Below are 22,751 nucleotides of genomic sequence, written 5' to 3'. Positions count from 1 at the left end.
GCCCGTCACCAAGTGCATCGGGCCACGGCGTTGAGGGACCCTTGGCGCCAAGACAAGTTCTGAAGCGAAACTGTTTAGCTAGCCTAGTCGGAAGCTTCCAGCCTAGCTAGATGATTTGTGGAAGGTAAAAATCAGGTTGTCAGGTGGATAGTGGCTCTGAGTGGGAACAAGGTTAACGCCTTCGGAAAACCGACACGCCACTTTCTCTAAAACCTGTTTCTTACCAAACTTTTCTGCTCACCTCAGCATTATAGTTATTCCTCCCAACCCCTACGAATGGCCAAGCTTAAGACCTTATACTTCTGCCAAAACTGCGGTGCTCAATCAGCGAAATGGATTGGCCGCTGCCCTAGCTGCGGCGAATGGAACACCTACGTCGAAGAAGTTATCCAGAAAGAAGAAACCACGGCGGCCAATGCCTGGAAAGCCAGCACCAGCGTGGGCGGCACCAGCAAAGCCGCCAAGCCCCGCGTCATTTCCGACATTCTATTTGAAGAAGAGCCCCGCATGCTTACCCAAGACGGTGAGCTAGATCGGGTGCTCGGCGGCGGACTAGTACCTGGTTCGCTGGTTCTGATTGGTGGCGAACCGGGCATTGGCAAAAGCACGCTCATGTTGCAGATTGCCATGACCTTGCGTCAACTCAAGGTGCTCTACGTGTCGGGCGAGGAAAGTGAGCAGCAAATCAAGATGCGGGCCGAGCGGCTCGGTGAGCAACACCCCGGCTGCTATATCCTCACCGAAACCAACACCCAGAACATCTTCAAGCAAATCGACCAACTTCAGCCCAACGTGGTCATCGTCGATTCCATTCAGACGCTGCACTCTGGGCTAGTAGAAAGTGGCGCGGGCTCGGTGAGCCAAGTGCGCGAATGCACGCAGGAGTTGCTGAAGTACGCCAAGGAAACTGGTGTGCCAGTGCTGCTCATCGGCCATATCACCAAAGACGGTTCTATTGCGGGCCCCAAAATTCTGGAGCACATGGTGGACACCGTGTTGCAGTTCGAGGGCGACCGGCACCTGAGCTACCGTATTCTGCGCACTATCAAAAACCGCTTCGGCTCCACCTCGGAGCTGGGTATCTACGAGATGCAAGGCACTGGTCTGCGGCAGGTCAGCAACCCGAGCGAAATTCTACTCAGCCAGCGCACCGAGAGCTTGAGTGGCATGGCCATTGGGGCCACGCTGGAAGGCAACCGCCCGCTGTTGGTGGAAGTGCAGGCACTCGTGACGCCCGCCACCTACGGCACCCCGCAGCGGAGCTCCACCGGCTTCGATGCTAAGCGCTTGAACATGTTGCTCGCCGTGCTCGAAAAGCGTAGCGGTTTGCGCCTTGGTCAGCACGACGTGTTCCTGAACATTGCTGGCGGTTTGCGCCTCGACGACCCTGCCCTCGACTTGGCAGTATGCGCGGCCGTTGTAAGTAGCCTCAACGATTTGCCAATTCGCGGCGAAATATGTTTGGCTGCCGAAGTGGGACTAAGTGGCGAAATCCGGGCGGTAAGCCGGCTCGACCAACGATTGAGCGAAGCCGAAAAACTTGGCTTCGCCGAAATGTACATTTCCCAATTTAATGCTCGGGGCCTAGATCTATCTCGTTATGGGATTCGAGTGCAACCCGCTAGCCGCCTTGATGCAGTATTAGAGGGTTTGTTTGGATAATATTGCAAAAACAAGGTGGTAAACTGAGACAACGAAAAAAAGACAATATTTGGATTGGACTTTCACAATCTAAATGCCTTATCTTCGGTTTCGGAATTGACTTATACCGCGAACGGTAAACAAATGCTAGTTTTGTTCGGTCCTACTGTCGTGTAATCATTCCCACGTAACCAGTCTGAAACTTCAGCTTCGATGCCATACGCTATTCGCTTTTTAAAGAGGAGCCTGCTGGCTGCGGGCCTTCTGGCCTTATCTTTTGGCACTCAGGCGCAGGGTACTGTTACGCTCACAGGCAGAGTAACAAGCCGCACTTCTGATACGGTGGCAGTATCAGTACGCGAAAATCCTTTAGATCCAAAAGAGCAAATCACTTACGCCCGTCTCAACGATAAAGGGGAGTTCCAGATGGCGCTCAAGCTCGACGGCCCGGCCCGCGCCGACCTCGTGCACGGCGACGATGTAACCGACCTGTTTCTGGAGCCCGGCGATGCCATGGATATTCGCTTCAAAGGCAGCGACATGGCCAGCAGCGTCAAGTACAAAGGTCGCGGCTCGGAGGCCAACACCTACCTCACCGAGATGGACGAGCAGTTCGTGGAGAACGAGGGTTTTCAGGTGCTACCCGAAAACATTATGCTCTATGAGCCCGCCTTTCTTTCGTTTCTTGATTATCGGCGCAAGCAAGAACAAAAGTTTCTAACGCACGCCATCGAGGACAACCACTTTAGCGAAGCTTTCAAGAAATACGCGCAAGCTGAAATCGATTATAGCTACGCCAATGACCGCCTTACTTTCCAGGATTTGCGGGAGCAAATTGTGGCAACTGAGGGACGGTTAAAAATGACGCCCACGTACTACGACTTCCTGAATGACAAAACCCTCATCAACAATGAGGCGGCTATGCGCAGTGAGGCGTATCAGGAATTCTTACTGAACTACGTGCACTACACCGCTATTGCCAATGGCAAGCAGCGTACTTTCCCCGACTTTTATCAGGTGTGTTACGACATTGCCAAAACTCAACTTGGTGGTGTCGTACGGCCCATTATTATGGGTCGGATATTGCAAGAGTCGTTTCGTTTTGGGCACGTAAAGCAGTCGGCGGCTATGCTCGCCGATTTCAAAACGATAGATACCAACAACCGGTACTTCCCGGTACTTCAGCACGATTTCGAAACCCACAAAGCCTTTGCTATCGGTTCACCAGCGCCTGACTTTAAGTTGCTGGCTGCCAACGGTGATACCGTGCGGCTTCAGGATTTCCGGGGTAAGCTCGTATACCTAAACTTCTGGCGCACAACCAGCGGTCTGTGTTTGCGCGACTTACCTTACGCTGCCGACTTGGCGCGTAAGTTTCAAGGCAAGAACATTGTGTTCGTCAACATTGCTCTCGACGATAATGAGGGTGCCTGGAAGCAGTTGGTAGTAGGTAAGAAACTAGCTGGCATTCAGGTGCACCAAAATGGTGGTACCCGCTCGCAAATAGCCCGTGCTTACGCTTTGGAAGATGTGCCAGCGTACTTCTTGCTCGCCGAAGATGGCACCTTCCTCAACACCAAGCCCAAGCGTTTAAGCAGCCACGCCGCCATCGACGAAATCAAAGAATCATTTGGCAAAGCCGGTACCTATACGAGCTTGATGCCTTCTGAAGCCACGGCCAAATAGCTTCAACAAGCTCGAAACACAAAGCGCCTCCCAAGATCTTGGGAGGCGCTTTGCATAATGGTCAGTAAGGTAGTGTTATGCGGTGCGGAAGCCGCTAGCTTGCTTGATGCTACGCTCGTTGCCGGAAGCCGGATCAGCATAGCTATGTTCACCAACCTCAATGGATACCTTCTTACCTAGCAGTTGCTTGGTGTCGAGGTCCTTGCCAGCCTCGGGGTGAATGCCTACTGCGGAGTATAATGACAGTAGGATGGGCATAGCCGTAGGTGAAGTATAGAAGCGCTGCGTAATAAAGCCGTCTTCGTTTTCCATGCGGGCTGCGAAGAATGGCACATTCTGATGTTCGCTAGTACCTTCTTGAATGTCTGTTATTTCGACCGTATGGCGGCCGTCGGGCAGGAAGCCTTTGTCCTGACCTTCTTCAACTTGAATTTTCATGGCTCGTCAACTATAGATGTAATCCTTTTACGGTAGCCAACAAGTTTAGGTTTTTACTAAATATGTTAGTTGTAGCCGTGGCTGCCTAATATGCTTGAACTCGGGCTGATGGCGAGCTTACCAACTATTGCTTGTACGAAGTGTTGGTGTCTACCGTCTACCTTTGCGTTGCTATGGCTTCTTTGCTCACCGATTCGCTGAATTTTTTGTCGAAAGCTACCCCACGCCGGGTATGGAATTCGGCGCAGGTGGTGGGAGGCTATGCATTGAGCAAGCTGACGGGGAAGGCACGGCATTGGGGTTTGCCGGTGGCTTTGTCGTTTGAGCCCACCACGAGCTGTAACCTGCGTTGCCCGGAGTGCCCGAGTGGCTTACGTTCTTTCACGCGCCCTACTGGCATGTTGCCCGATGACTTGTTCCGCAAAACCATCGACGAGGTAGCGGCCCGGTTATGGTACCTGATATTCTACTTTCAGGGGGAGCCGTATCTGCATCCCAACTTTCTGGAGCTGGTAAACTACGCTTCGCGCAAAGGCATTTACACCGCCACCAGCACCAACGCCCACTACCTCAACGACACCAACGCCCGCCGGACGGTGGAAAGCGGGCTCGACCGGCTGATTATCTCTCTGGATGGCACCACCCAAGAGGTGTACCAGCAGTACCGGGTAGGCGGCAAAATAGATAAGGTGCTGGAAGGCACCCGCAATCTAATTCGGTGGCGCAAGGAGTTGAAGTCGAGCACGCCGCGGGTGGTGTTTCAGTTTCTGGTGGTGCGGCCCAATGAGCATCAAATGGAGGACGCTCGGCAGCTAGCCCGCGAAATGGGCGTGGATGATGTGTGGTTCAAGACCGCGCAGATCTACGATTACCAAAACGGCTCCCCGCTCATTCCCACCATCGACTACTACTCGCGCTACGAAAACACTGGCAACGGCACCTGGCAAATTAAAAACCGGCTGCTCAACCACTGCTGGAAAATGTGGCATAGCTGCGTCGTTACGTGGGACGGCTTGGTGGTGCCTTGCTGCTTCGATAAGGATGCCGAGTACCGCCTCGGCGACCTACAGCAGCAGACATTTCGCCAACTCTGGCACGGCACCAAGTACCGCGACTTCCGGGCCTCTCTACTAAAAGGCCGCGACCAGATAGAAATGTGCCGCAACTGCACCCAAGGCACCAAGGTGTGGGGATGAAGGCTAGCTGAAGCGTGCCTGCGCAAATTAGCGGAAAACCAACTCTTACTGACCCGACGGGTACAGGTCGGGGGAGTATGCTCGTCGGCGTGCGTGGGCAAGGGATGGAGCGCCTGCGTTTGGTCGATGAAGAGAAAGGCGTCGTACCGGTCGGGGATGATAGAGGGCACGTAGTTACCGAACCGCTCGAATTCCGGCCGATAGACCACCCCAATGGCTCGGTGGCCAATGGGTTGCTGTAACTCTTGGTGCCCATGCAGTTCCGAGGAAAGAAGGAGGGCATTGTCGCCGGCCAGCTGTTGATGCAGCTGGTGCTCCCACGAGTTGCGCGTGGCGGCGGGAACGGTTATTTTTTCGGGAGTAGCGCCCCATTTCTTACCCGCAATAACAGAACCCTCGTAAGAGCCGAAGCCCGCAATGAACACGTTTTCACGGCCGTAGGCTTCCCGGGTTAGCTGCCCTACGTTCACCATATCTTCGCGGCGCATGTCGGTGTAACGGGCGTCGCCAATGTGGGTGTTGTGTTCCCAAATAATGGCTTTGCTGTCGGGGCCGTGCAGATCGAGCAGGCGAGTGAGGGTTTCCATCATGTGATTGTCGCGTACATTCCAGGAGGCAGAGCCGCCGCGCAACATGGCCCGGTAGTAGCGCTCGGCATTCACGGCCACCAGCGCGTTTTGGTCGGCTCCAAACTTCATTTCCTGGTCGGCTAATCCGTCCGGCTGCTGGCTAGCCGTTTGCTTGCGCAGGGCGCGCAGCATATCGTTTACCTCATCCTGGCAGTCTTCGGAGACATACGCAATAGCTTGGGCGTACTCTTGCGGATCGTTGCCATAGGGCTCGAAGCACTGGAAAGCCCGTTGCGCTGCCTGCACGGCCCCGTCGCCCTGCTTTTCCACATACTGCATTATCTCCTGCAACGACTCCCACAAACTGTACACGTCTAGCCCGTAAAAGCCTACCCGCTGCTCCATAGGCCGTTGGCGGTTGTGCGTGTGCAGCCAATCTACGAGGCCCACTATCTCCCAATTGCCCCACATCCAAGTTGGCCAGCGGTTGAAGGTGCGTAGCAACTGCGGCACCGATCCGTAGGTTACTTCGTCTTTCTTGATGGCTGCATTCACCTCGAAACAGTCGGGCCAGTCGCCTTCCACGGCAATAAATTGAAAGCCTTTTTCTTGAATCAGCCGCTTCGAAATGGTCGTGCGCCAGGTGTAGTATTCGGCGGTGCCGTGCGAGGCCTCGCCTAGGAGCACAATGCGCGCATCGCCAATGGCTTGCATAAGAGGATCGAGGTCGGAGGCGGTGCGCAAAGGGTGGGTAGGGAGAGCAGTTTTCATGGTTGTAGTCGAGATTAGGCAGGGCGGAAATAGCAGAGTGCGCCCCGAATTGCTTCGGGACGCACTCTAGTAGTTGTGGCAGATGAATAGAGGCGCTTATTTGTGCTCTTTCTTCAGGTTCTTGCCTAGGTCTTCTACTTGCTTAAGGAAATCGTCGGTATCGGTGTCGGCGTACACGCCGTAGGCGGAGGAAATGGTGCCTCGGACGCCGTCAGCGGTTTCGAGCGCATAGAGAATAGACATGTCATCCGGGTCACTCTCGCCTTCGAAGCGGTAGAAGTCAACGATAACTACTTCGTTGGGGGCATAGCTCTTGCTCCGCTCTTCGCTGAGGGTGTGCAGGCGACCTTCAGACACACGAAAGTCAGCAGTGAAACCATCCTTGCTGAGCTTCTCTTCCACTTTCATGAGTGAGCGTTCTTCTTCTTTGTCTTGCATGATGGTAGAGTTCGGTTGGAAAGCTGAAGCGTTAAAAGGGCGTTAAAACAAACCCCCGTACCGGCTATACGGAGCCAGTACGGGGGCAGGTTGCCAAAAATATAGAAAGTGAAATACCCGGCTACTTCGCGCCGCGGTCAGCCGCGGCCTCAATCGTGCGTTGCAGCCTATCGACGTCGATAGTGCCGCAAGCGCCACCACAGCCCTTGGCGCACCCCGCCGAGGATTTATCGAAAAATGCCCGCCAGAAAATGCGTCCTACATAAAAGGAGGCTCCGGCGAAAAGCAGCACAATGATGAGTGTCTGAATCCACATGATGCCTGCAAAACTACAAGATGATGGGAAAAGTTTACCGCATTTTATTTGCTCTCCGAAATAGTGTAGAGCAAGCAACAAATTGAAAAGCGGTTGGCTGCAATGTGTTTACAAAGTCTGCTTGCAGAACTGAAGCATCCCCGGCACAATGCTAGAAGAACGTCATGCTGAGCGCAGCCGAAGCATCTTGCTAGCATGGTAAACCCAAACTAGTTCAACGAGTCGAGCGAGATGCTTCGACTGCGCTCAGCATGACGTTCAGAGGGAGCTAGTTGCCAGTCATCGGTTTAAACATGGGAAGTGTGTTTTCGCGCTTAAGCTTTTACTTGCCAGAACTCCCGAATGGTATCCTGCATTTCCTGGTGAATGTGGCCATTGCTGGCTACCAGCTCGCGGCCAAAGATTGGGTCCCCATCTTCCAGAAATTGCGTGACGCGACCCCCGGCTTCGCGCACGAGCAGAATACCGGCAGCTACGTCGTAGGAATTGAGGTTGAATTCGAAGAAGCTCTCGAAACGGCCGGCCGCTACATAAGCCAAATCGACGGCGGCGGACCCCATGCGGCGGACGCCATGTGAGCGTTCCATGAAAGCGCCCAACAACTGCAAGTAGCTTGGCAGCTGGCCGAATTGATAGTAGGGAAAGCCAGTAGCTACTAGAGAGCCGCCAAGCTCAGGAATGTCGCTGACGTGAATCGGAATTTCGTTGCAGAAGGCCCCGGAGCCGATGGCGGCGCGGAAGCATTCATCACGGTTCACTTCGTACACTACCCCGGCAACTAGCTCTTGGTGATGCATTAGAGCGACGCTCACGGAGTAGCAGGGTAGGCCGTGCACAAAGTTGGTGGTGCCGTCGAGTGGGTCAATAATCCAGTTGTATTCGTCGGCTTGCACGGCGCCTTCGGTGCCTTCCTCGGTGATGAAACCAGCCTCGGGTAATAGTTCACGCAATCCAGCGACGAGCAGCTTTTCCGTTTCCTTATCTACGTAGGATACTAGGTCGTGCAAGCCTTTGGTTTCGACGCGGCCCCGGTCGAAGGTGGCAGCTTCTTGGCGAATAAACTGGCCCGCATGGCGGGTAACGGCGGCTAGCTGAAAGCTAAGTTGGTTGTAATCCATAAGGAGAAATGTGGCAAAAGCATGCGCTTGTGCCGTACAAGAACCACAAGACTAAGTAAATGATGAGCAGGTATACCATAACCCGTATGGGTGTTCTACCCGTAGCTCGAAAATAAGCAGCAACCCGACAAGTAAGGCACAAGCCGAGCCTAGGCCACACTCTTGCTGAATCGTCGAGCTAGCACCAACACCAATAGTAGCACTGCCAGCACCTGCGTAGCGGGACCTATTAGGTCGCCGTGCTGCACATAGAACGTTAGCTCTTTGTTGAGATGAACGGCGTGGCGGCTGACAGCTTGTTCCCACCAAGCCGTGCGCGTCAGGACTTCGCCTTTTTGGTTGATGAAGCCCGAAATGCCCGTGTTGGCGGAGCGGGCAATGTCGCGGCGGGTTTCGATGGCGCGGAGAGTGGCGTACTGGAAGTGCTGCTTGTGACCGGGTGAGTCGCTCCACCAACCGTCATTGGTGATAATGCCGATAAGCGTAGCCCCGTTCTTGATGTATTGAGCCATGAAGTCGCCGTACACCGACTCGTAGCAAATGGAGGGCGCGAGGCGCAAAGCAGGCGTATTGGTGTTGAACACGGTTCGCTCATCTTGGCTACCATACGAACCAACAACACCACCTAAATCAATATTGGCAATGAGCTTGGTTAGCACTACCGGCACTTTCTCTACGCCCGGCACTAGGCGCGACTTGTGGTAGAACGTGGCCGGAGCGGTAGCACTCGGGAAGTGAACCGCCGTGTTGAAGACATCATAATACCCAACGTCGTCGCGGAAGCGAGCCGTGGGCGTGGCCATTTCCTTGGTGCTACCATACATCTTGATGGTGGTCATGCCCGTAATCAGCTCGACGCCAGGGTGCTGCGCTAGCCAGCTGCGTAACCGCATCACCTTGGAATTTGTCTCGAAATTTTGCTCGAAGTAAGATTCTTCGAGCGCTGTTTCCGGCCAGAGCACCAGCCGGGTTTGCGGCGTAAGCTGCTGCTCGGTAAGGCCGAGCAAGCGGGTCAGTTGCTGGTCGTAGGGAATGAAGTTGGGGTTGCTGCTGAACTTCTCCAGGAACGGATCGACGTTGGGCTGCACTACCACTACCTCGGCCGTTTCGCCCTTCTCCTGATAAGTAGCCCCGATGCCATAGGAAGCAAGCATGGGCAACAATACAGCCAAGATGGGCGCCAACCACCGGGCAGCCACTGGCCGCCCAAGCGGAGCATTATCGGGTTGATGTGCGATGGAAGCCTGATTGCTGCGAGAGGAAGGCGCAGGGGTTTGAATACCAAACAAAGCACGGAACACCAGGATACTTACCACCCATATCCATAACGAACCGCCTAGAAAGCCGGTGTATTCGTACCACTGCACCCACTGGTTGGCTTGTGCGAAACCGTTGCCAAGGGTGAGCCAGGGCCAAGTCAGGTCCCAATGCAGGTGCAACTGCTCGAAAGCAATCCAGTAGATAGGGAGGGAAATATAGCCGAGCTTTGGACCCGCCAACCGCTTGGTGTGGTAGAACGCCATGGTGGGGATGCACATCAGCAGCGCGTTGAGCACCACGGCAGCAATGCCACCACCTAAGGTGCTGAAACTCACCCACCACGTAGTAAAGGCGTTCCACAGCACCAGCAGCAAATACGTGTAGCGGAACACTTTCCAGCCGCTAGCCCCGCGTGCTACCAACACCTGCTCCATGCGCAGATACGGCACCCAAGCTACCAGCAGCACGGCTGTCAATGCTGAGAAAGGACTAGGGTGAACCGGCCAACCTAGCCACAAGAGTCCGGCGCCAAGGAAGGCTAATAAGCTCGGCTGCCAATACGCAGCGCGCGCCGAAGCGTCAGTTGCCACGGGGGCTGCTACGGGTATTTCTGATACAGAAGGTTTAGTCAGCACGACGCTCTTCTTTAAGGTCTTTTTGGCCCTGAACAACTACTACAATTTCTCCTTTGATGCTAGCTCGGGCCGCGAAGTTGGCGGCTAGTTCCGTTAGCGTTCCGTTCACCGTTTCCTCGAACAGCTTGGTTAACTCCCGGCTCACCGACGCCTGCCGGTCCGGCCCCAATACTTCGGCCAGTTGCTCCAGCGTCTTCACTATCCGGTGCGGCGACTCGTAGAAAATCATGGTCCGGGTTTCAGGCGCTAGCTCGCGCAAGCGGGTTTGGCGGCCTTTTTTCACCGGCAAGAATCCTTCAAACGAAAACCGCTCCGCCCCGAATCCCGACTTAAGCAATGCCGGCACAAACGCCGTAGCACCCGGCAAGCATTCCACTTTCAGGCCTCGCGCCAAACACTCCCGCACCAACAAAAAGCCAGGGTCGGAAATTCCGGGGGTGCCGGCATCTGATACCAGCGCCATAGTTTCGCCTTTCTCTAGCCGTTCTAGCAGGCGCTGCACTTGCTGATGCTCGTTGTGAAGGTGGTAGCTGAGCATGGGCTTTTTCAACCCCAAGTGTTGCATGAGGCGGCCGCTGGTACGGGTGTCTTCGGCCAGTACCGTATCTACCTCGCCTAGCACTCGGATAGCCCGCAGCGTGATGTCCTCGAGGTTGCCGATGGGAGTAGGGACTAGATAAAGAAGGGTGGTAGCAGGTTCCGACATAAGACAAAGGTAGGACGTGAAGCATCAGCAGTGGCTAGCGTCCTGGCAAAGGCACGCAAGTTTCAGCTTGCCGTTCAGTTCGCTGGATTGACTAGGTGGCCACCAGTTAGGCAACCTTTGCACCGTGTTGTTCAGCTAATTGGTCGATGGCTTCGGCTAGCCGATGGTCGCGCTTGGTTACGGTGTTGCCGGCGTCGTGGGTGCGCAGCCGAAACTCGACGGTGCTGTACTCGTTGGCCCACCACGGATGATGATCTAGCCGTTCGGCGGCAGCAGCCACGTCCGTCATGAACGCAAAAGCCGTCTTGAAGTCGAGGAAGCGAAAGGTGCGGGTCAGGGCGTTGTCTTGTTCAATCCACATAAGAGACGTAGAAAGGATTGTGAGAAAGTACTACTCCGATACGTAAAACCTCACGGTATTGCCACAGCGCTTTAGTCGGCTAGTTGCTCTCGTACTTCCATCAAAGCAAAGCCTAGCAAATTGAGTCCTTGCCACTCGGCGGGGTTGCTGGCATGCGGACTGTCTTGCGCCAAGCCAATGCCCCAAATAGCGTCAACCGGGCTAGCTTCGACGAGGACGCGGGAACCAGTTTGCCGAAGAAACTCTCGTAGCGTCGGGTGCTGACTGAACTTGGCGACGTTGCCCTGTACCACGATGTTAAACCGAGCGGCTTCCCAACGAGACGCATCAAAATTTTGCACGGTGCGCCCTAGCTTTTTGGCTTCGTTGGGATGAGTGGCCGTAAGAATGGCGGTGCGGGTGACTTCATCACCAAACAAACGGGCTTTTTCCGCCATCATGTAGTGCTCGGTGGTAGCGTAGGTGTCGCCATCGAGGGTGAAGGCAGCCGGATACCATTGGCTGAAGCACTCTTTGCCGACGACCCCGCCCGGCTGGCCGGTATGGCCCCAGAAAAACACATATTTCAAGTTGTGGCCCGCTTCTAAGTGCTGGCGCAACGATTCGACGGAACGGATAGGAGGTAGCGTAGCGGACATGAAAGCAGCGAATCAGGATTGAAAACGAAGGTAAGCACTCAAGGACAGCTACTTGCTAGGGGCAGCAAACGGACCAGAACGGCCTAGGCCGGTGCAAATCAGTTGTTGAACCTAAACCCAAATCTGCAAACCACAGTAAACATCACTTTCCTACTTCCCATCACGATTCCACAAGTCCTATGGCTATCGACCCTAAGAACCGTCCCGTTCGTGTTATCAACGACGATACTACCGACCAGGAGTTAGCGGCTGGGCACATCATCCCCGGCGGCGACCCACCCAAGAACGAAGATGCGCGCGGTGGTTTCGGCAACCGGGAAGGCCGGGAAGGCTACGGCACCGATACGGCCAATGGCATCACGGCCCTTGGTGAAAACCGCAACGCCGATTCCACGACTCTCCCCCCGATAATATTCTTTCCGACGACCAGGGCCGCGACCGGCAAGCCAATGAGGACATGCCTGATCCGGACCTCCTCGACGACGACACGCCCATAGAAGCCCGCCGGCCCGTTGACGAGCTAGATGCCGACGACGCCCGCTCGGGTCCCGATGAAATGGAAGACCCCGATTCGCGGGTAGGCATGGGCCAAATGGAACAGCCGCAACCCAACAACGACGTGTTGGCCCGCCAAGGCACCAACGCCGACCTCACCGACCCCACCGCTACCGATACGGCCATCGATCAGTAGTCACCAAGCTACTCTTGGTTTCAGAAGTGCTTTGTTCTCTTACCCCACCAACCGAAAACAACCCTTCACCTTAAATTCTCACGGCCATGCCTTACAAAAGCAATAATACCAACCACCAGTCCAAGGAAAACCACGGTAGCCCCTCGCAAACCGAGCAGCCCAAGGGCGCTGGTAATTTGCCCGTAAACGACTTAGACGAGCAAACAGAGGAGCGGCTTCAGCAGGAAGCCGATGATGCGGGTGTTCGTCACCCCAACCGCAACCTCGACAAGCCAGAGCTCGATAAGCCATCTTATAGCTGAGAATAATTGATAAGCAGAAAAGCACCTTTCACTTCGGAAGGTGCTTTTTTCTTTGTAAACAGTTTAGCATTGCTAGGTAGAACCTTTGGAGTTACGCTAGTGCCTCCGTCTCTGTGCCTGTATTTTCACTCTCACCTTCTGCACCGTTCTGCTCCTTATGGCCCGATACGTTACTACCGATCTGCATGGCTGTTTGCAAACCTTCCGACACTTGCTGGAGCAAGAATTACAGCTGCAACCCGAGGATGAACTGTTTGTGCTCGGCGACTACGTAAACAAGGGCCCCGACAGCCGCGGTGTGCTCGACTATCTGATGGCAATGCCAAGCCGTGGGTTGCGGGTATACTGCCTGCGCGGCAACCACGACCAAGAACTGCTCGATGCGGCCCGCGGCTTCAATGACCTGACATGGGCTTCGGCTGCCGACCGGCAACTTACTCTAGAAAGTTTCGGCGTAACGCGAGCCGAAGATATTCCGGCGCCCTATCTCACTTGGCTTGAGAACTTGCCCTACCAACTCGATATCGAAGGCTTCACGCTAGTGCACGCGGGCTATAACTTCCGACTGCCCCCCGACCGAATGCGCGCTGACTGGCACACGATGCTCAATATCAAGCAGTTCACCTTCGATGCTGCTCGCCTGCAGGGCCGCCGCCTACTACATGGTCACGTGCCCACGCCCACGGCGGAGGTACAGCGCCAAGCCCGCACCCAAGCTCAAGTCATCAGCCTCGATACGGGCTGTGTGTACCGGCACAATCCCGAACTGTCCCACCTAGCAGCCCTCAACCTCGATACCTTCGAGCTAACTCTGCAACGCAACTTGGAGCCGCCCTATGAAATTGCTCGGCGCTAAGATAAGTTGCCATTACTGATTCACTATCAATACAATACACAGTGGTAGGAGGGCTTGCCTCCTGTGCCAATAGCTAACCTCACACCTTGTCCTGCCGGATCATGCTGCGGTATAGGTTTATCAGTCTTTGTTGAGAAGCGCCGAGGTGGTGCATTATGGTAATCAGGTAATAGATGCTCTGAAGTCGCCACACACCGTTTTCGCGGTACTTACGAGCCGATGTGACAATGGGCCCCGGCAGAATCTGAAACGGGGCGGCACGCCGAAGCCGGCGCGTAATTTCCTGGTCTTCCAGCACCATCATGTCTTCCCGGTACCCACCAATCTGGCTGAATACGTCGCGTCGCACAAATAAACTTTGGTCGCCAAAGCGAAATAATTCAAAGTGAAAGCGGGTAAACCAAGCATTAGCTTTCAAAAACCAGCTTGGATGATCAAACGCTAAGCGGTAGCAGCCGGCCCCGCTGCCCTGTTCCACAGCCGCTCTTATTTCCTGGCTGAAACCAACGGGCGGATACGTATCGGCGTGCAGAAAGTAAAGAATGCTGCCGGTGGCGTGGCGGGCTCCGAAATTGAGTTGAGCGGCCCGTCCCTTGCGCGGGCACTGCACTACCCGGGCGCCTGCCTGCTGCGCTACCACAGCTGTATCATCAGGGCTGCCAGCATCGACTACTATGATTTCCAGTGCGTTATCCGTGCCGTTGCCTTCGTAGAGGTAGCGCACCAATGAGCCAATGCCGTCCGCTTCCTTGTAGGTAGGAATGATCACACTGACGGAAGCCAGAGCACCAGAAGCTGCTTGAGCAGGAGCAGGGCACATACGTATTCGAGACTAGAGGAAACCGCCGGTTTGGGCTGCTGCGCAAGCGCAGCAGCACCGCAACTGGCTCGTCACTAGTCGCGGGGGAGCAGCACCTTGGCACGCAGCACTTGCTGGGCGTGCAATTGATACGGATTTTGTGGATCGGTGGCGACGGCTTCCAGGTTGGTTCTAGCTTGCGGCAACTGGCCAGTGCGCCACTGAGCCATAGCTAAGTGGTAGCGAGCCTTGCCTGCCAGCGCCGAAGCGGGTTGCTGACTGGCGCGCGTGAGGTAGTTGCGGGCCGCACCCGCTTCCTCGTGGCGCAGCAGTACTACGCCAGTGTAATAGAGGAGCGTATCATCGGCGACGGTGGCGGCGGAAACGCGCCGCATTGAGTGCAGCGCCGCCGGATAATGCCCCGCCCGGTACTGACGCATCGCATCAATCAGAAGCGGGCTTTTGGTGGCTTGGGCCGCCACTTCGGTCAGGCCAGGATCGGGTACATAATAGCGAGTCCAGGTTTCTTCGGAATTGAGGGGACGAGGGCGCGAAAGCAGCCACAGTCCAAAGCTCAAAACCAAGGCCACAACAGCAGCGACTAGGCCCCACCGGATGCGCGGAGCGGTGGTCCGGGTCTGCATGTTGGTCAGAGCAACTTGCCGTTCGTCGAGACGCTTGTCGAGGTTGCGGAGGCGATGCTGCAGGGTTTCGTGGCCGGCCACCCAACGCAGGTCAGCAGTGAACTGCTCGTACTCTTCGTACGCCGCGTTTAGCTTTTCGTCCTGCGCCAGCCGCAGCTCAAATGCTTCCTGCTCCGCCTCCGACAGTTGCCCGTCAGCGAAGCGTTCCAGTTCATCTAAATAAGGGCGCAAATCCATGAGGTTATTGATTGATAGGTAAGTGATTATAGTGGATCGATAAGTGGTAGCTGTGGTCGGTCAGGTAGAGTATAATAGTAATTTGTACAGTGCTAGTATTCAGGCTTCAAGTACTTATTCCTCTGCTCGCAAATGCAGCTCATATAAACGGCGCAGACAGCTCGACTTTTGTAGTCGACCCACTGTGGCGTTAGCAAAGCCCATCTTACCGGCTAGCTTTTTGAAGTTGTAGCCCCGGAAATAAAAGAACATCAATACCTGCTGGCAATCGGGGCCAAGCTGCCCAAACAAACCGAGTAAGTGGCGCCGGCGACGGGCTTCGGCGGCTGGTAGCGCAGTGGTCGTGGCCGCTTGAGGAAGTTGCTCGGCCATGCCGTAAAGGTGAGCACGCAGGTCGGGCGGTAGCTTGGTCAGGCGGCCGTCGGCCACCTGGTTGTAGAACTCGACCAGGATGGAGCGCAGCAACTCGTGAGCCGCAGCACGGTCGAGTTGGTGGTGCTGGCGCGCCCACTCTGCGAAGTCGTCGCGGTGGTCCTGATAGAAGTTGATCAGGAAAGTCTGGTTGCCCACGCGCAGGTGGGTCAGCGTATCGGCAAGAGGCTGTGGCACGGCACCAGGAATAAGACAAAATCAACGCCCACACCAATCAGCCGCGGGCAAAAGTTGAACAAGATAGTGCTCAAATACGGTAGGCAGGCAGTAATGAATGGCCTTTTTGGGGCGCTTACGGCATCAAACTGCAAGATTCGCCGATGCAGACAATTCAATAAAATCTCTGTGCAATTACGAGAAGCTTATTTATCGGAAGCAGCTCTTTTTAATCAACCTTAAACAACCAGATTGCTACAATTAGAGCTTAAAATTCGGGTGCTACCCTCATAGGTTCCCCTGGCGGCAATTAGCTGCTAGTGTCGCAACGACAACTGCCGTATCTTGGCGGAGCAGCCGGCGGCTGGCGAGCTAAGGAAAAGCCGACGACGCTAGGTTTGCGCTGTGCTATGTTTTTCAAACGCCGTCCTAAGTCGCCGACCGAGCTATCCGACCAGGAGTTGCTGGCCCGTTACCGCCAGCAGGGCGTAGTAACCGACTTGGGTGTATTGTATGAGCGCCACATGCCCGAGGTATTTGCTATTTGTAGGCGGTACTTAGGGCCCGGCGAGGCCGATGCGCAAGACGCCGTGATGCAACTCTTTGAAGTGCTAGTGGAGAAGCTGCGGCGCCACGAGGTCGATAACTTCCCCGCTTGGCTGCACGCTACTGCCCGCAACCACTGCTTGATGACACTGCGGGCCCGGCAGCGCCCCGGTCCCGACCGAGGCGGGGCGCTGGTGCTGCATTTTCCGGATGCCGCCGGTATGGAATCGGCAGTGGCCGAGCATCTAGAACCTGACGACCCCGACGAAGCCACTTTCATGGAAGCCCGCCTGCAAGCTCTCGAACACGCTTTGGGCATTCTTCCCGAAGGCCAACGACGATGTCTGGAGCTGTTCTTTCTGGAAAAGAAATGTTACCGTGACATCAGCCAAGAAACCGGCTACGACCTAAACACGGTAAAAAGCCATCTGCAAAACGGAAAGCGCAACCTCAAGCGCCACCTCGAATCTTCACCGCCTACCACCTCCTTCTCTTCTGATGCGGCCCGCTGATCACCTTCCTGCTCTCCTGTCGCCCGATGCATCGGGTGGGCAGCACTTGCCTATGGCAGTGCTGCGGCAGTACGTGGCCGGTACGTTGTCGGCGGCTGAGCAGCACCGCGTAGAAGCGCACACGCTGGCTTGCTCCCGTTGCGCCGACGTACTAGAAGGCCTTTCTCAAACTGACCTCGCCACCACCGACCAAGCGCTAAGTGAGCTGCAAATTCGTCTGCGCGCCCGATTAGCCCAAGAGAACCCCGATGTGGCCCCCGTTGTGCCGATGTGGCCCTGGCGGCAAATGGTAGCGGCTATAGTTTTGCTGCTTGTAAGTACGGCCATATGGCTTGGCGTGCGCCGTACCACCGAAGGTCCGGCTGCCGCGCCGCAAGTAGCTATGCGCCAACCCAAAAGGCAGCTTGAAAAAGCAGAGGTAGCAAAGCCTTCATTGGAGGCTGCTCCGGCGGCGCCAGAGGCGCAAACAGAAACGGAGGTCGCCGGTAAGGCTATTGCCTCGGCGCCGGTTCTGGTAGAAAAAAATGAGGCGGTAGCATTTTCAAAACAGGAACGCACCAATGCAAAACCAAAACGCCAGCAGCAACAACAAACTTCAACAGAAATACCTGCTGTCACGCTAGCAGATGCGGCGGTGGAAGGAACGGCAGATGTAGCTAGGGTTGCCGAAGAAAGCAAAGCCATTAATCCTGTGGCTGCGGATACTACGCAGTTGGCTTCAAGCAAACAAGCATCAGCCAATGAGGAGCAGAGTGCAGCCTACGCCCGAATGGCACCAGCTCCGAAAGCTAAACTCGCGGGCAGATCCAAACTGGCTAGCACCCAAGCTGCATCGGATTCTAAGCCGATGGCTAGTAATAGTCTAGCAGGTCGGATTGAATCGACGGTGGTGGCTCCGGCGGGTATGCGAGTGGTGCGTGGCCAAGTTACGGACCGTACTAGCGGCGCAGCGCTCCCCGGCGTGACAGTGATAGCCAAGGGCACTAACCTCGGAACTAGCACAGCTGCTGACGGGTCGTTTTCGTTACTAGTACCCGAATCGGTAGGGGCCTTGACTTTCAGCTATGTTGGCTTCACGTCATCCGAGCAACGCCTTGCTCCAGCAGACAGCATGGTGGCTTTGGCCCTTACCCCCGACACAAAATCGCTCAATGAAACGGTAGTGGTGCGACGGGAGCGGCCGCCTGCGCCTATGTCCATCGGTGCTCTGCCTGCGGGCGGCTACAAAGCGTTTCAAGCGTACTTGAAAGACGAACTCGAATACCCGGAGCAGGCGCTCAAGGAAGGCAAGGAAGGAAACGTGAAACTCAGTTTCACAGTAGCCGAGGATGGTAGCCTTCAGAATATCAAAGTAGTACGCGGCATTTCCGAAGAATGCGATGCCGAAGCTATTCGTTTACTCAAAGAAGGTCCGAAGTGGTACCCTGCAGTCCAGAAGGGTCGGCGGACCGCCCGCACCGTGGAAGTAAACGTTCCGTTCCGGCCAGAAGACCATAGATAAATTCGTAAAACAGGGAGGTTGAGGTTCAAGTGGCATTACTGGCGCCAACTGAACCTCAACCTCCCTGTTTCGTTGCTTTACAAGCTAATTCTAGCCGCTGTAGCCGCCGCCGCTTTCGGGCTCAGTGGCGCTGCCACCGGGCTTCTCGGGCTGAGGTAGGTCAGATTCGGTTTTGATTTCCACGTCGCTATAGTCAGGAGCGCCGTTGCCGGCTGGCACGGGCTTCTTCTCGGCGGAATTGTCGTCTGATTCGGGCGTAGTGGCTGGCGCTTGGGCAGTAGTTGGGGTAGTAGCAGGCGTGGCTAGCGCGTCGGATTCTGATTCAAAAGTTTTTTTCATAACGCAAAAATGAAGAGTGGTTAGGTGGTTGTACGCAAGAGCCATGCTGCTTGACTATATCCGGAAAGTAAGAGCTACTCGATAACAGAATTTTGAACTAGCTGCCCCGGAGCCCGGCGCGGTGTGTACTTTTGCGCCCGTCAGCTAGAGCCTGTCATTTCAATACAGTCACTTCCTCACCTAATCACCCACTTCATGCAGTTCCGCACCGAGAAAGACACCATGGGTACCGTACAGGTGCCCGCCGACGCCTACTACGGCGCCCAAACGCAGCGCTCCATCGACAACTTCCAGATTGCGCAGGACATCAACCGGATGCCCAAAGAAATTATTCGCGCCTTCGCCTACCTCAAAAAAGCCGCCGCTTTCACCAACCGCGACGCGGGTATCTTACCAGCCGACAAAGCCGAGCTGATTGGCCGGGTGTGCGACGAAATTCTGGAAGGCAAGCTCGACAAGGAGTTTCCGTTGGTGGTGTGGCAGACGGGTTCGGGTACGCAGTCGAACATGAATGTGAACGAGGTGGTGGCCTACCGCGGCCACGTGCTGCAAGGCGGCCAGCTTTCGGATGAGAAGAAGGTGCTGGCCCCCAACGACGACGTAAACAAGAGCCAGAGCAGCAACGACACCTTCCCCACGGCCATGCACATTGCGGCCTACAAAATTCTGGTGGAAACCACGATTCCGGGCATCGAGAAGCTGCGCGACACGCTGAAAGCGAAGAGCGAGCAGTTCATGCACATCGTGAAAATCGGGCGCACCCACCTCATGGATGCCACTCCGCTGACGGTAGGGCAGGAGTTTTCCGGTTACGTGTCGCAGCTCGACCATGGCTTACGCGCTATCAAAAACACGCTGGCGCACCTCTCGGAACTGGCTTTGGGTGGAACTGCCGTCGGTACCGGCATCAATACACCTCCCGGCTACTCCGAAAACGTAGCCAAGCACATTGCCGACCTAACGGGCTTGCCCTTCATTACGGCTGAAAACAAGTTCGAGGCATTAGCCGCCCACGACGCCATTGTGGAAGCCCACGGTGCCCTCAAAACGGTGGCTGCCAGCCTGATGAAGATTGCCAACGACACCCGCCTGTTGGCTTCGGGCCCGCGTGCGGGCATCGGTGAGCTGCACATCCCTGACAACGAGCCCGGCTCCAGCATCATGCCCGGCAAAGTAAACCCCACCCAAGCCGAAGCCATGACCATGGTGGCCGCGCAGGTGATGGGCAACGACGTCGCCATCAACATCGGCGGCATGAACGGCCACTTCGAGCTGAACGTGTTCAAGCCGGTCATGATCTACAACTTCCTGCACTCTGCTCGCCTGATCGGCGACGTGTGCGTGAGCTTCAACGATAAGTGTGCCACCGGCATCGAGCCCATCGAAGCCAACATCAAGAAGCACGTCGACAGCAGCCTGATGCTGGTAACGGCTCTGAACCCGCATATCGGCTACTACAAAGCCGCCGAAATTGCCCAAACCGCTCACAAAAACGGCTCGACCCTCAAAGAAACCGCTCTGCAACTCGGCTACCTCACCGAAGAGCAGTTCAACGAGTGGCTCAAGCCCGAGGACATGGTAGGCGAGATTAAGAAGTAGCTGGTTTCCTCTGGTTGTTGGGCATTCTAACCCCCGGTCTACAACCTTAACGGCATACTTCACGAACAACGAGCAGCTGGCTACTAGGCCGGCTGCTCGTTTTCATGTCGGCCTATCCTCAGTTCGTAGCTCCTTTTCGTGCCTTTCTAGACCAGATTCCGGCGGCGGGTCATGTGGTGGTGTATTGCCATTTCGATGCAGACGGACTGGCGGCCGGCGCTTTATTTGGACGCGGGTTGAACCGCATCAATCCCGAGTGGCAAGTAGACGTATTGCCGTCAGGCAAGGGAGAAAATGCCTTCCTGACCCCGAGCGTCCACGAAATGCTGCTGGCACGCAAACTCGATGCGCTCATTGTCACCGACTTAGGGGTGCATGAGCACGGCACGCTAGAAACAACCGGAGTGCCAGTGCTTTACGTCGACCACCACATCCCGGAAGGCATGCCGCCCACTGGCAGCACCGTACTTACCGGCTACGGACTCGACCCGGTGCCGTGTTCAGCGTGGTTGGCTTACGAGTTGTTGGCCGCCGAAGCCGACATAGCCGACCTACGGTGGGTAGCCGCCATCGGTATCCTCTCCGACCTCGGCGACCAAGCTCCGTGGCTGCCTTTGGCCGAAACCAAAAAGCAACATACGGCCAAGTGGTTGAAGGAAGCCGTAGCTATGTGTAATGCCGCCCGTCGTGCCGGCTCATTCGACCTTGAGTTGCCCCTGCGCTACCTACTCCACGACGACAACCCCCGCGGCCTAGCGCAGGATGCCACACTGGCTGGCTACCGGGCCGAAGTAGCCGCGGATCTTGCCGTGGCGCGCAAGATGCCACCTAAGTTTCCGCCCGCTGGTCCTGCTGCATCACCGGTAGCAGTAATCACTATCGACTCGCCATGCCAGATTCATCCGCTCGTTGCACAGCAATGGATTCAGCGCCTGCCCGACCGGGTAGTGCTGTGTGCCAACCTCGGTTATCTCCCTGATGGAGTGGTAGCCGTATCCGGGCGGGCCGCCAGCCGCGACTTACACATTCCCAATATGTTGCGCGAGGCTTTTGCTCGCACGGGTGCCGAACCACCCGCCAATTTTGCGCATGGCCATCCGCAGGCAAGTGGTGGGCATCTGCCTTTGGCGCAGTACGAATTGCTCTTGCAGGGCCTCGGATTTTAGTGGGTCTTGTCAAATACTTACTACTGAATCTTTTTTAGGCATATTTGGTATTGCCTTACTTCAGTTGCTGACGCTATGGATTTCACCCAGGACATCATTCTCGAAAACAACCGTGTTCTGTTGCGACCCTTGGCAGCCACGGATTTTGAAGATCTGCAAGCCGTTGCCTTCGAGCCCGAACTGTGGCAGTACACCCTCACCCGCGCCGACGACCGGATTAGCTTAGCCGCGTATATCGCCGCGGCCATGCAGGGCCGGGAACAGCAACGGCGCTATCCTTTTCTCATCATTGACAAGGATACCGACCGGGTGGCCGGCAGCACTAGCTACTACAATATTGACCAAGAAGAGGCGCGTCTATCCATTGGCTACACCTGGATAGGCAGTGATTTTCAACGCACTGGCTTGAACCGAGCCGCAAAGTATCTACTGTTTCGGCACGCGTTCGAGGTGCTTGGTTGCGAACGGGTAGAACTGGAAACCGATGCGCACAACCAAAAATCGAGGGACGCCATGCAGCGCATGGGGGCTACCGAGGAAGGCATCCTGCGTAGCCACCGCTACACCCAAGGCGGCCGCCGCCGCGACACCGTGATTTTCAGCGTAATCAAGCCCGAGTGGAATGTGTTGCGCCAAGGTGCATTCCGCGAATTCGACGCTCGTGAATCAGCCTGAGTTGCCGCCCCGCCGGTTTCCGGCCATCATGCGCCGCCGCGCAGCTAGTTTTGGCTACGCGTTTCGGGGCGTAGCCGCCGCCTTGCGCTCGGAAATTCACTTGCAGTTTCACGCCGTGGCTACGGTGGTAGTCATTGGACTTGGCTTTTATTTTCGATTGAGTTGGCTGGAATGGGCGCTTGTGGCACTAGCAGTAGGAGTGGTTTTGGGGCTAGAGTTAATGAACACGGCCGTGGAAGCCGTCGTGAATTTAGTGTCACCGGAGTATCACCCACTGGCCGGACGAGCCAAAGACGTGGCCGCTGGCGCCGTGTTGGTGGGAGCTGTGGCCGCTCTAGTTGTAGGGCTACTAATATTTGGGCCGCGGATGTGGGCATTGTTCGTCGCCTGATCTTCTGCTTGTCTGAGCAAGCCCTTAGTAGCCCCAACTGGCTAAGGTATATTGCAGATTATTAAGCATGTATGTCTGTGCTTCTTCTTGCGCTTCTCAACCTAAGCTGAACCTTGTGCCGCTGTCATAGAA

General features: G+C 55.7%; 25 protein-coding genes and 1 pseudogene. 13 read left to right on the top strand and 13 right to left on the bottom strand.

All coding sequences use genetic code 11. The features are described from left to right. Positions 1-276: 276 nt before the first annotated feature. Together radA and MUN86_RS22615 are read left to right on the top strand one after the other, a co-directional pair. Complete coding sequence (gene radA / locus MUN86_RS22620) at positions 277-1,662, top strand: DNA repair protein RadA (protein WP_245120227.1); 1,386 nt, start codon at positions 277-279, stop codon at positions 1,660-1,662. A gap of 192 nt (positions 1,663-1,854) precedes the next feature. Beyond that, positions 1,855-3,327: a TlpA family protein disulfide reductase gene (locus tag MUN86_RS22615; RefSeq protein ID WP_245120226.1), complete on the top strand. Its 1,473-nt coding sequence runs from the start codon at positions 1,855-1,857 to the stop codon at positions 3,325-3,327. A gap of 75 nt (positions 3,328-3,402) precedes the next feature. Here MUN86_RS22615 and MUN86_RS22610 read toward each other — a convergent pair whose 3' ends face one another. After that, complete coding sequence (locus MUN86_RS22610; protein WP_245120225.1) at positions 3,403-3,765, bottom strand: hypothetical protein; 363 nt, start codon at positions 3,763-3,765, stop codon at positions 3,403-3,405. Positions 3,766-3,938: 173 nt separating this feature from the next. On the opposite strand from MUN86_RS22610, the gene MUN86_RS22605 reads away from it, so the two are divergent. Next, on the top strand, positions 3,939-4,961 hold the full coding sequence (locus tag MUN86_RS22605; protein ID WP_245120224.1) for an SPASM domain-containing protein: 1,023 nt from the start codon (positions 3,939-3,941) through the stop codon (positions 4,959-4,961). Positions 4,962-5,137: 176 nt separating this feature from the next. Here MUN86_RS22605 and MUN86_RS22600 read toward each other — a convergent pair. From MUN86_RS22600 to ybiA, 8 genes and pseudogenes are all read right to left on the bottom strand, one after another. Further along, positions 5,138-6,244: pseudogene (locus MUN86_RS22600) on the bottom strand (erythromycin esterase family protein); the annotation flags it as partial. A gap of 153 nt (positions 6,245-6,397) precedes the next feature. Further along, on the bottom strand, positions 6,398-6,739 hold the full coding sequence (locus MUN86_RS22595; protein WP_245120223.1) for a hypothetical protein: 342 nt from the start codon (positions 6,737-6,739) through the stop codon (positions 6,398-6,400). Between the two features lie 121 nt (positions 6,740-6,860). Next, entirely contained in the window at positions 6,861-7,055 is a 195-nt protein-coding gene (locus tag MUN86_RS22590) for a FeoB-associated Cys-rich membrane protein (RefSeq protein ID WP_245120222.1), read from the bottom strand. Between the two features lie 314 nt (positions 7,056-7,369). Next, positions 7,370-8,173 (bottom strand): inositol monophosphatase family protein, encoded by an 804-nt coding sequence (locus MUN86_RS22585; protein WP_245120221.1) that lies wholly within the window; start codon positions 8,171-8,173, stop codon positions 7,370-7,372. Positions 8,174-8,322: 149 nt separating this feature from the next. Further along, complete coding sequence (lnt, locus tag MUN86_RS22580) at positions 8,323-10,023, bottom strand: apolipoprotein N-acyltransferase (RefSeq protein ID WP_245120220.1); 1,701 nt, start codon at positions 10,021-10,023, stop codon at positions 8,323-8,325. 34 nt (positions 10,024-10,057) lie between these two features. Further along, positions 10,058-10,774: a 16S rRNA (cytidine(1402)-2'-O)-methyltransferase gene (gene rsmI, locus MUN86_RS22575; RefSeq protein WP_245120219.1), complete on the bottom strand. Its 717-nt coding sequence runs from the start codon at positions 10,772-10,774 to the stop codon at positions 10,058-10,060. A gap of 106 nt (positions 10,775-10,880) precedes the next feature. Further along, the gene (locus tag MUN86_RS22570) at positions 10,881-11,135 is read right to left on the bottom strand and encodes a 4a-hydroxytetrahydrobiopterin dehydratase (protein ID WP_245120218.1); all 255 of its coding nucleotides are present in this window, start codon (positions 11,133-11,135) and stop codon (positions 10,881-10,883) included. A 71-nt stretch (positions 11,136-11,206) separates the two neighbouring features. Further along, positions 11,207-11,773 carry a riboflavin biosynthesis intermediates N-glycosidase gene (ybiA, locus tag MUN86_RS22565; protein WP_245120217.1) on the bottom strand — a complete coding sequence of 189 codons (567 nt, stop codon included), beginning with the start codon at positions 11,771-11,773 and terminating at the stop codon, positions 11,207-11,209. 179 nt (positions 11,774-11,952) lie between these two features. On the opposite strand from ybiA, the gene MUN86_RS22560 reads away from it, so the two are divergent. The 4 genes from MUN86_RS22560 to MUN86_RS22545 all read left to right on the top strand — a co-directional run bounded on the left by MUN86_RS22560 (position 11,953) and on the right by MUN86_RS22545 (position 13,622). After that, complete coding sequence (locus MUN86_RS22560; RefSeq protein ID WP_245120216.1) at positions 11,953-12,270, top strand: hypothetical protein; 318 nt, start codon at positions 11,953-11,955, stop codon at positions 12,268-12,270. After that, entirely contained in the window at positions 12,231-12,464 is a 234-nt protein-coding gene (locus MUN86_RS22555) for a hypothetical protein (protein WP_245120215.1), read from the top strand. Before MUN86_RS22560 ends, MUN86_RS22555 begins: the two co-directional genes overlap by 40 nt. Before the next feature lie 86 nt (positions 12,465-12,550). Then, the gene (locus tag MUN86_RS22550; protein WP_245120214.1) at positions 12,551-12,766 is read left to right on the top strand and encodes a hypothetical protein; all 216 of its coding nucleotides are present in this window, start codon (positions 12,551-12,553) and stop codon (positions 12,764-12,766) included. A gap of 157 nt (positions 12,767-12,923) precedes the next feature. Then, positions 12,924-13,622 carry a metallophosphoesterase family protein gene (locus tag MUN86_RS22545; RefSeq protein WP_245120213.1) on the top strand — a complete coding sequence of 233 codons (699 nt, stop codon included), beginning with the start codon at positions 12,924-12,926 and terminating at the stop codon, positions 13,620-13,622. A 79-nt stretch (positions 13,623-13,701) separates the two neighbouring features. Here the strand turns inward: MUN86_RS22545 and MUN86_RS22540 are convergent, their stop codons facing one another. The 3 genes from MUN86_RS22540 to MUN86_RS22530 all read right to left on the bottom strand — a co-directional run bounded on the left by MUN86_RS22540 (position 13,702) and on the right by MUN86_RS22530 (position 15,911). Beyond that, positions 13,702-14,391, bottom strand: coding sequence for a TIGR04283 family arsenosugar biosynthesis glycosyltransferase (locus MUN86_RS22540; protein WP_245120212.1), 690 nt, complete (start codon positions 14,389-14,391; stop codon positions 13,702-13,704). A 125-nt stretch (positions 14,392-14,516) separates the two neighbouring features. Continuing rightward, a complete protein-coding gene (locus tag MUN86_RS22535) occupies positions 14,517-15,302 on the bottom strand; it encodes a hypothetical protein (RefSeq protein WP_245120211.1) in 786 nt (261 codons plus the stop codon). Positions 15,303-15,416: 114 nt separating this feature from the next. Beyond that, positions 15,417-15,911, bottom strand: coding sequence for a hypothetical protein (locus MUN86_RS22530; protein ID WP_245120210.1), 495 nt, complete (start codon positions 15,909-15,911; stop codon positions 15,417-15,419). A gap of 389 nt (positions 15,912-16,300) precedes the next feature. On the opposite strand from MUN86_RS22530, the gene MUN86_RS22525 reads away from it, so the two are divergent. Next, positions 16,301-16,948: an RNA polymerase sigma factor gene (locus MUN86_RS22525; RefSeq protein ID WP_245120209.1), complete on the top strand. Its 648-nt coding sequence runs from the start codon at positions 16,301-16,303 to the stop codon at positions 16,946-16,948. After that, a complete protein-coding gene (locus tag MUN86_RS22520) occupies positions 16,935-18,449 on the top strand; it encodes a TonB family protein (RefSeq protein WP_245120208.1) in 1,515 nt (504 codons plus the stop codon). Before MUN86_RS22525 ends, MUN86_RS22520 begins: the two co-directional genes overlap by 14 nt. 90 nt (positions 18,450-18,539) lie before the next feature. Here MUN86_RS22520 and MUN86_RS22515 read toward each other — a convergent pair whose 3' ends face one another. Further along, the gene (locus MUN86_RS22515) at positions 18,540-18,788 is read right to left on the bottom strand and encodes a hypothetical protein (protein WP_245120207.1); all 249 of its coding nucleotides are present in this window, start codon (positions 18,786-18,788) and stop codon (positions 18,540-18,542) included. A gap of 195 nt (positions 18,789-18,983) precedes the next feature. Here MUN86_RS22515 and fumC point away from each other — a divergent pair, with 195 nt between their 5' ends. The 4 genes from fumC (at position 18,984) to MUN86_RS22495 (ending at position 22,619) form a co-directional block, all read left to right on the top strand. Next, positions 18,984-20,387 carry a class II fumarate hydratase gene (gene fumC, locus MUN86_RS22510; RefSeq protein WP_245120206.1) on the top strand — a complete coding sequence of 468 codons (1,404 nt, stop codon included), beginning with the start codon at positions 18,984-18,986 and terminating at the stop codon, positions 20,385-20,387. Between the two features lie 104 nt (positions 20,388-20,491). Beyond that, positions 20,492-21,553, top strand: a complete 1,062-nt coding sequence (locus tag MUN86_RS22505) for a DHH family phosphoesterase (RefSeq protein ID WP_245120205.1) — start codon at positions 20,492-20,494, stop codon at positions 21,551-21,553. 75 nt (positions 21,554-21,628) lie between these two features. After that, positions 21,629-22,228, top strand: coding sequence for a GNAT family N-acetyltransferase (locus tag MUN86_RS22500; RefSeq protein ID WP_245120204.1), 600 nt, complete (start codon positions 21,629-21,631; stop codon positions 22,226-22,228). After that, positions 22,215-22,619: a diacylglycerol kinase family protein gene (locus MUN86_RS22495; protein ID WP_245120203.1), complete on the top strand. Its 405-nt coding sequence runs from the start codon at positions 22,215-22,217 to the stop codon at positions 22,617-22,619. Before MUN86_RS22500 ends, MUN86_RS22495 begins: the two co-directional genes overlap by 14 nt. Positions 22,620-22,751 lie beyond the last annotated feature (132 nt).

Origin of the sequence: Hymenobacter volaticus, from assembly GCF_022921055.1 — a bacterium.
In the GTDB taxonomy this organism is placed as follows: domain Bacteria; phylum Bacteroidota; class Bacteroidia; order Cytophagales; family Hymenobacteraceae; genus Hymenobacter; species Hymenobacter volaticus.
The sequence above is the reverse complement of the archived record's forward strand: the minus strand, read 5'-3'. Positions and strand labels throughout refer to the sequence as shown.

Bases quoted from the DNA above. Each gene is read 5' to 3' on its own strand.
- MUN86_RS22595 (WP_245120223.1), bottom strand. From the start codon at position 6,739: ATGCAAGACAAAGAAGAAGAACGCTCACTCATGAAAGTGGAAGAGAAG.
- MUN86_RS22560 (WP_245120216.1), top strand. From the start codon at position 11,953: ATGGCTATCGACCCTAAGAACCGTCCCGTTCGTGTTATCAACGACGAT.
- MUN86_RS22525 (WP_245120209.1), top strand. From the start codon at position 16,301: ATGTTTTTCAAACGCCGTCCTAAGTCGCCGACCGAGCTATCCGACCAG.
- MUN86_RS22545 (WP_245120213.1), top strand. From the start codon at position 12,924: ATGGCCCGATACGTTACTACCGATCTGCATGGCTGTTTGCAAACCTTC.
- ybiA (WP_245120217.1), bottom strand. From the start codon at position 11,773: ATGTCCGCTACGCTACCTCCTATCCGTTCCGTCGAATCGTTGCGCCAG.
- MUN86_RS22605 (WP_245120224.1), top strand. From the start codon at position 3,939: ATGGCTTCTTTGCTCACCGATTCGCTGAATTTTTTGTCGAAAGCTACC.
- fumC (WP_245120206.1), top strand. From the start codon at position 18,984: ATGCAGTTCCGCACCGAGAAAGACACCATGGGTACCGTACAGGTGCCC.
- MUN86_RS22555 (WP_245120215.1), top strand. From the start codon at position 12,231: ATGCCTGATCCGGACCTCCTCGACGACGACACGCCCATAGAAGCCCGC.
- MUN86_RS22515 (WP_245120207.1), bottom strand. From the start codon at position 18,788: ATGAAAAAAACTTTTGAATCAGAATCCGACGCGCTAGCCACGCCTGCT.
- MUN86_RS22615 (WP_245120226.1), top strand. From the start codon at position 1,855: ATGCCATACGCTATTCGCTTTTTAAAGAGGAGCCTGCTGGCTGCGGGC.
- MUN86_RS22550 (WP_245120214.1), top strand. From the start codon at position 12,551: ATGCCTTACAAAAGCAATAATACCAACCACCAGTCCAAGGAAAACCAC.
- MUN86_RS22535 (WP_245120211.1), bottom strand. From the start codon at position 15,302: ATGGATTTGCGCCCTTATTTAGATGAACTGGAACGCTTCGCTGACGGG.
- rsmI (WP_245120219.1), bottom strand. From the start codon at position 10,774: ATGTCGGAACCTGCTACCACCCTTCTTTATCTAGTCCCTACTCCCATC.
- MUN86_RS22500 (WP_245120204.1), top strand. From the start codon at position 21,629: ATGGATTTCACCCAGGACATCATTCTCGAAAACAACCGTGTTCTGTTG.
- MUN86_RS22570 (WP_245120218.1), bottom strand. From the start codon at position 11,135: ATGTGGATTGAACAAGACAACGCCCTGACCCGCACCTTTCGCTTCCTC.
- MUN86_RS22590 (WP_245120222.1), bottom strand. From the start codon at position 7,055: ATGTGGATTCAGACACTCATCATTGTGCTGCTTTTCGCCGGAGCCTCC.
- MUN86_RS22585 (WP_245120221.1), bottom strand. From the start codon at position 8,173: ATGGATTACAACCAACTTAGCTTTCAGCTAGCCGCCGTTACCCGCCAT.
- MUN86_RS22610 (WP_245120225.1), bottom strand. From the start codon at position 3,765: ATGAAAATTCAAGTTGAAGAAGGTCAGGACAAAGGCTTCCTGCCCGAC.
- MUN86_RS22520 (WP_245120208.1), top strand. From the start codon at position 16,935: ATGCGGCCCGCTGATCACCTTCCTGCTCTCCTGTCGCCCGATGCATCG.
- radA (WP_245120227.1), top strand. From the start codon at position 277: ATGGCCAAGCTTAAGACCTTATACTTCTGCCAAAACTGCGGTGCTCAA.
- MUN86_RS22505 (WP_245120205.1), top strand. From the start codon at position 20,492: ATGTCGGCCTATCCTCAGTTCGTAGCTCCTTTTCGTGCCTTTCTAGAC.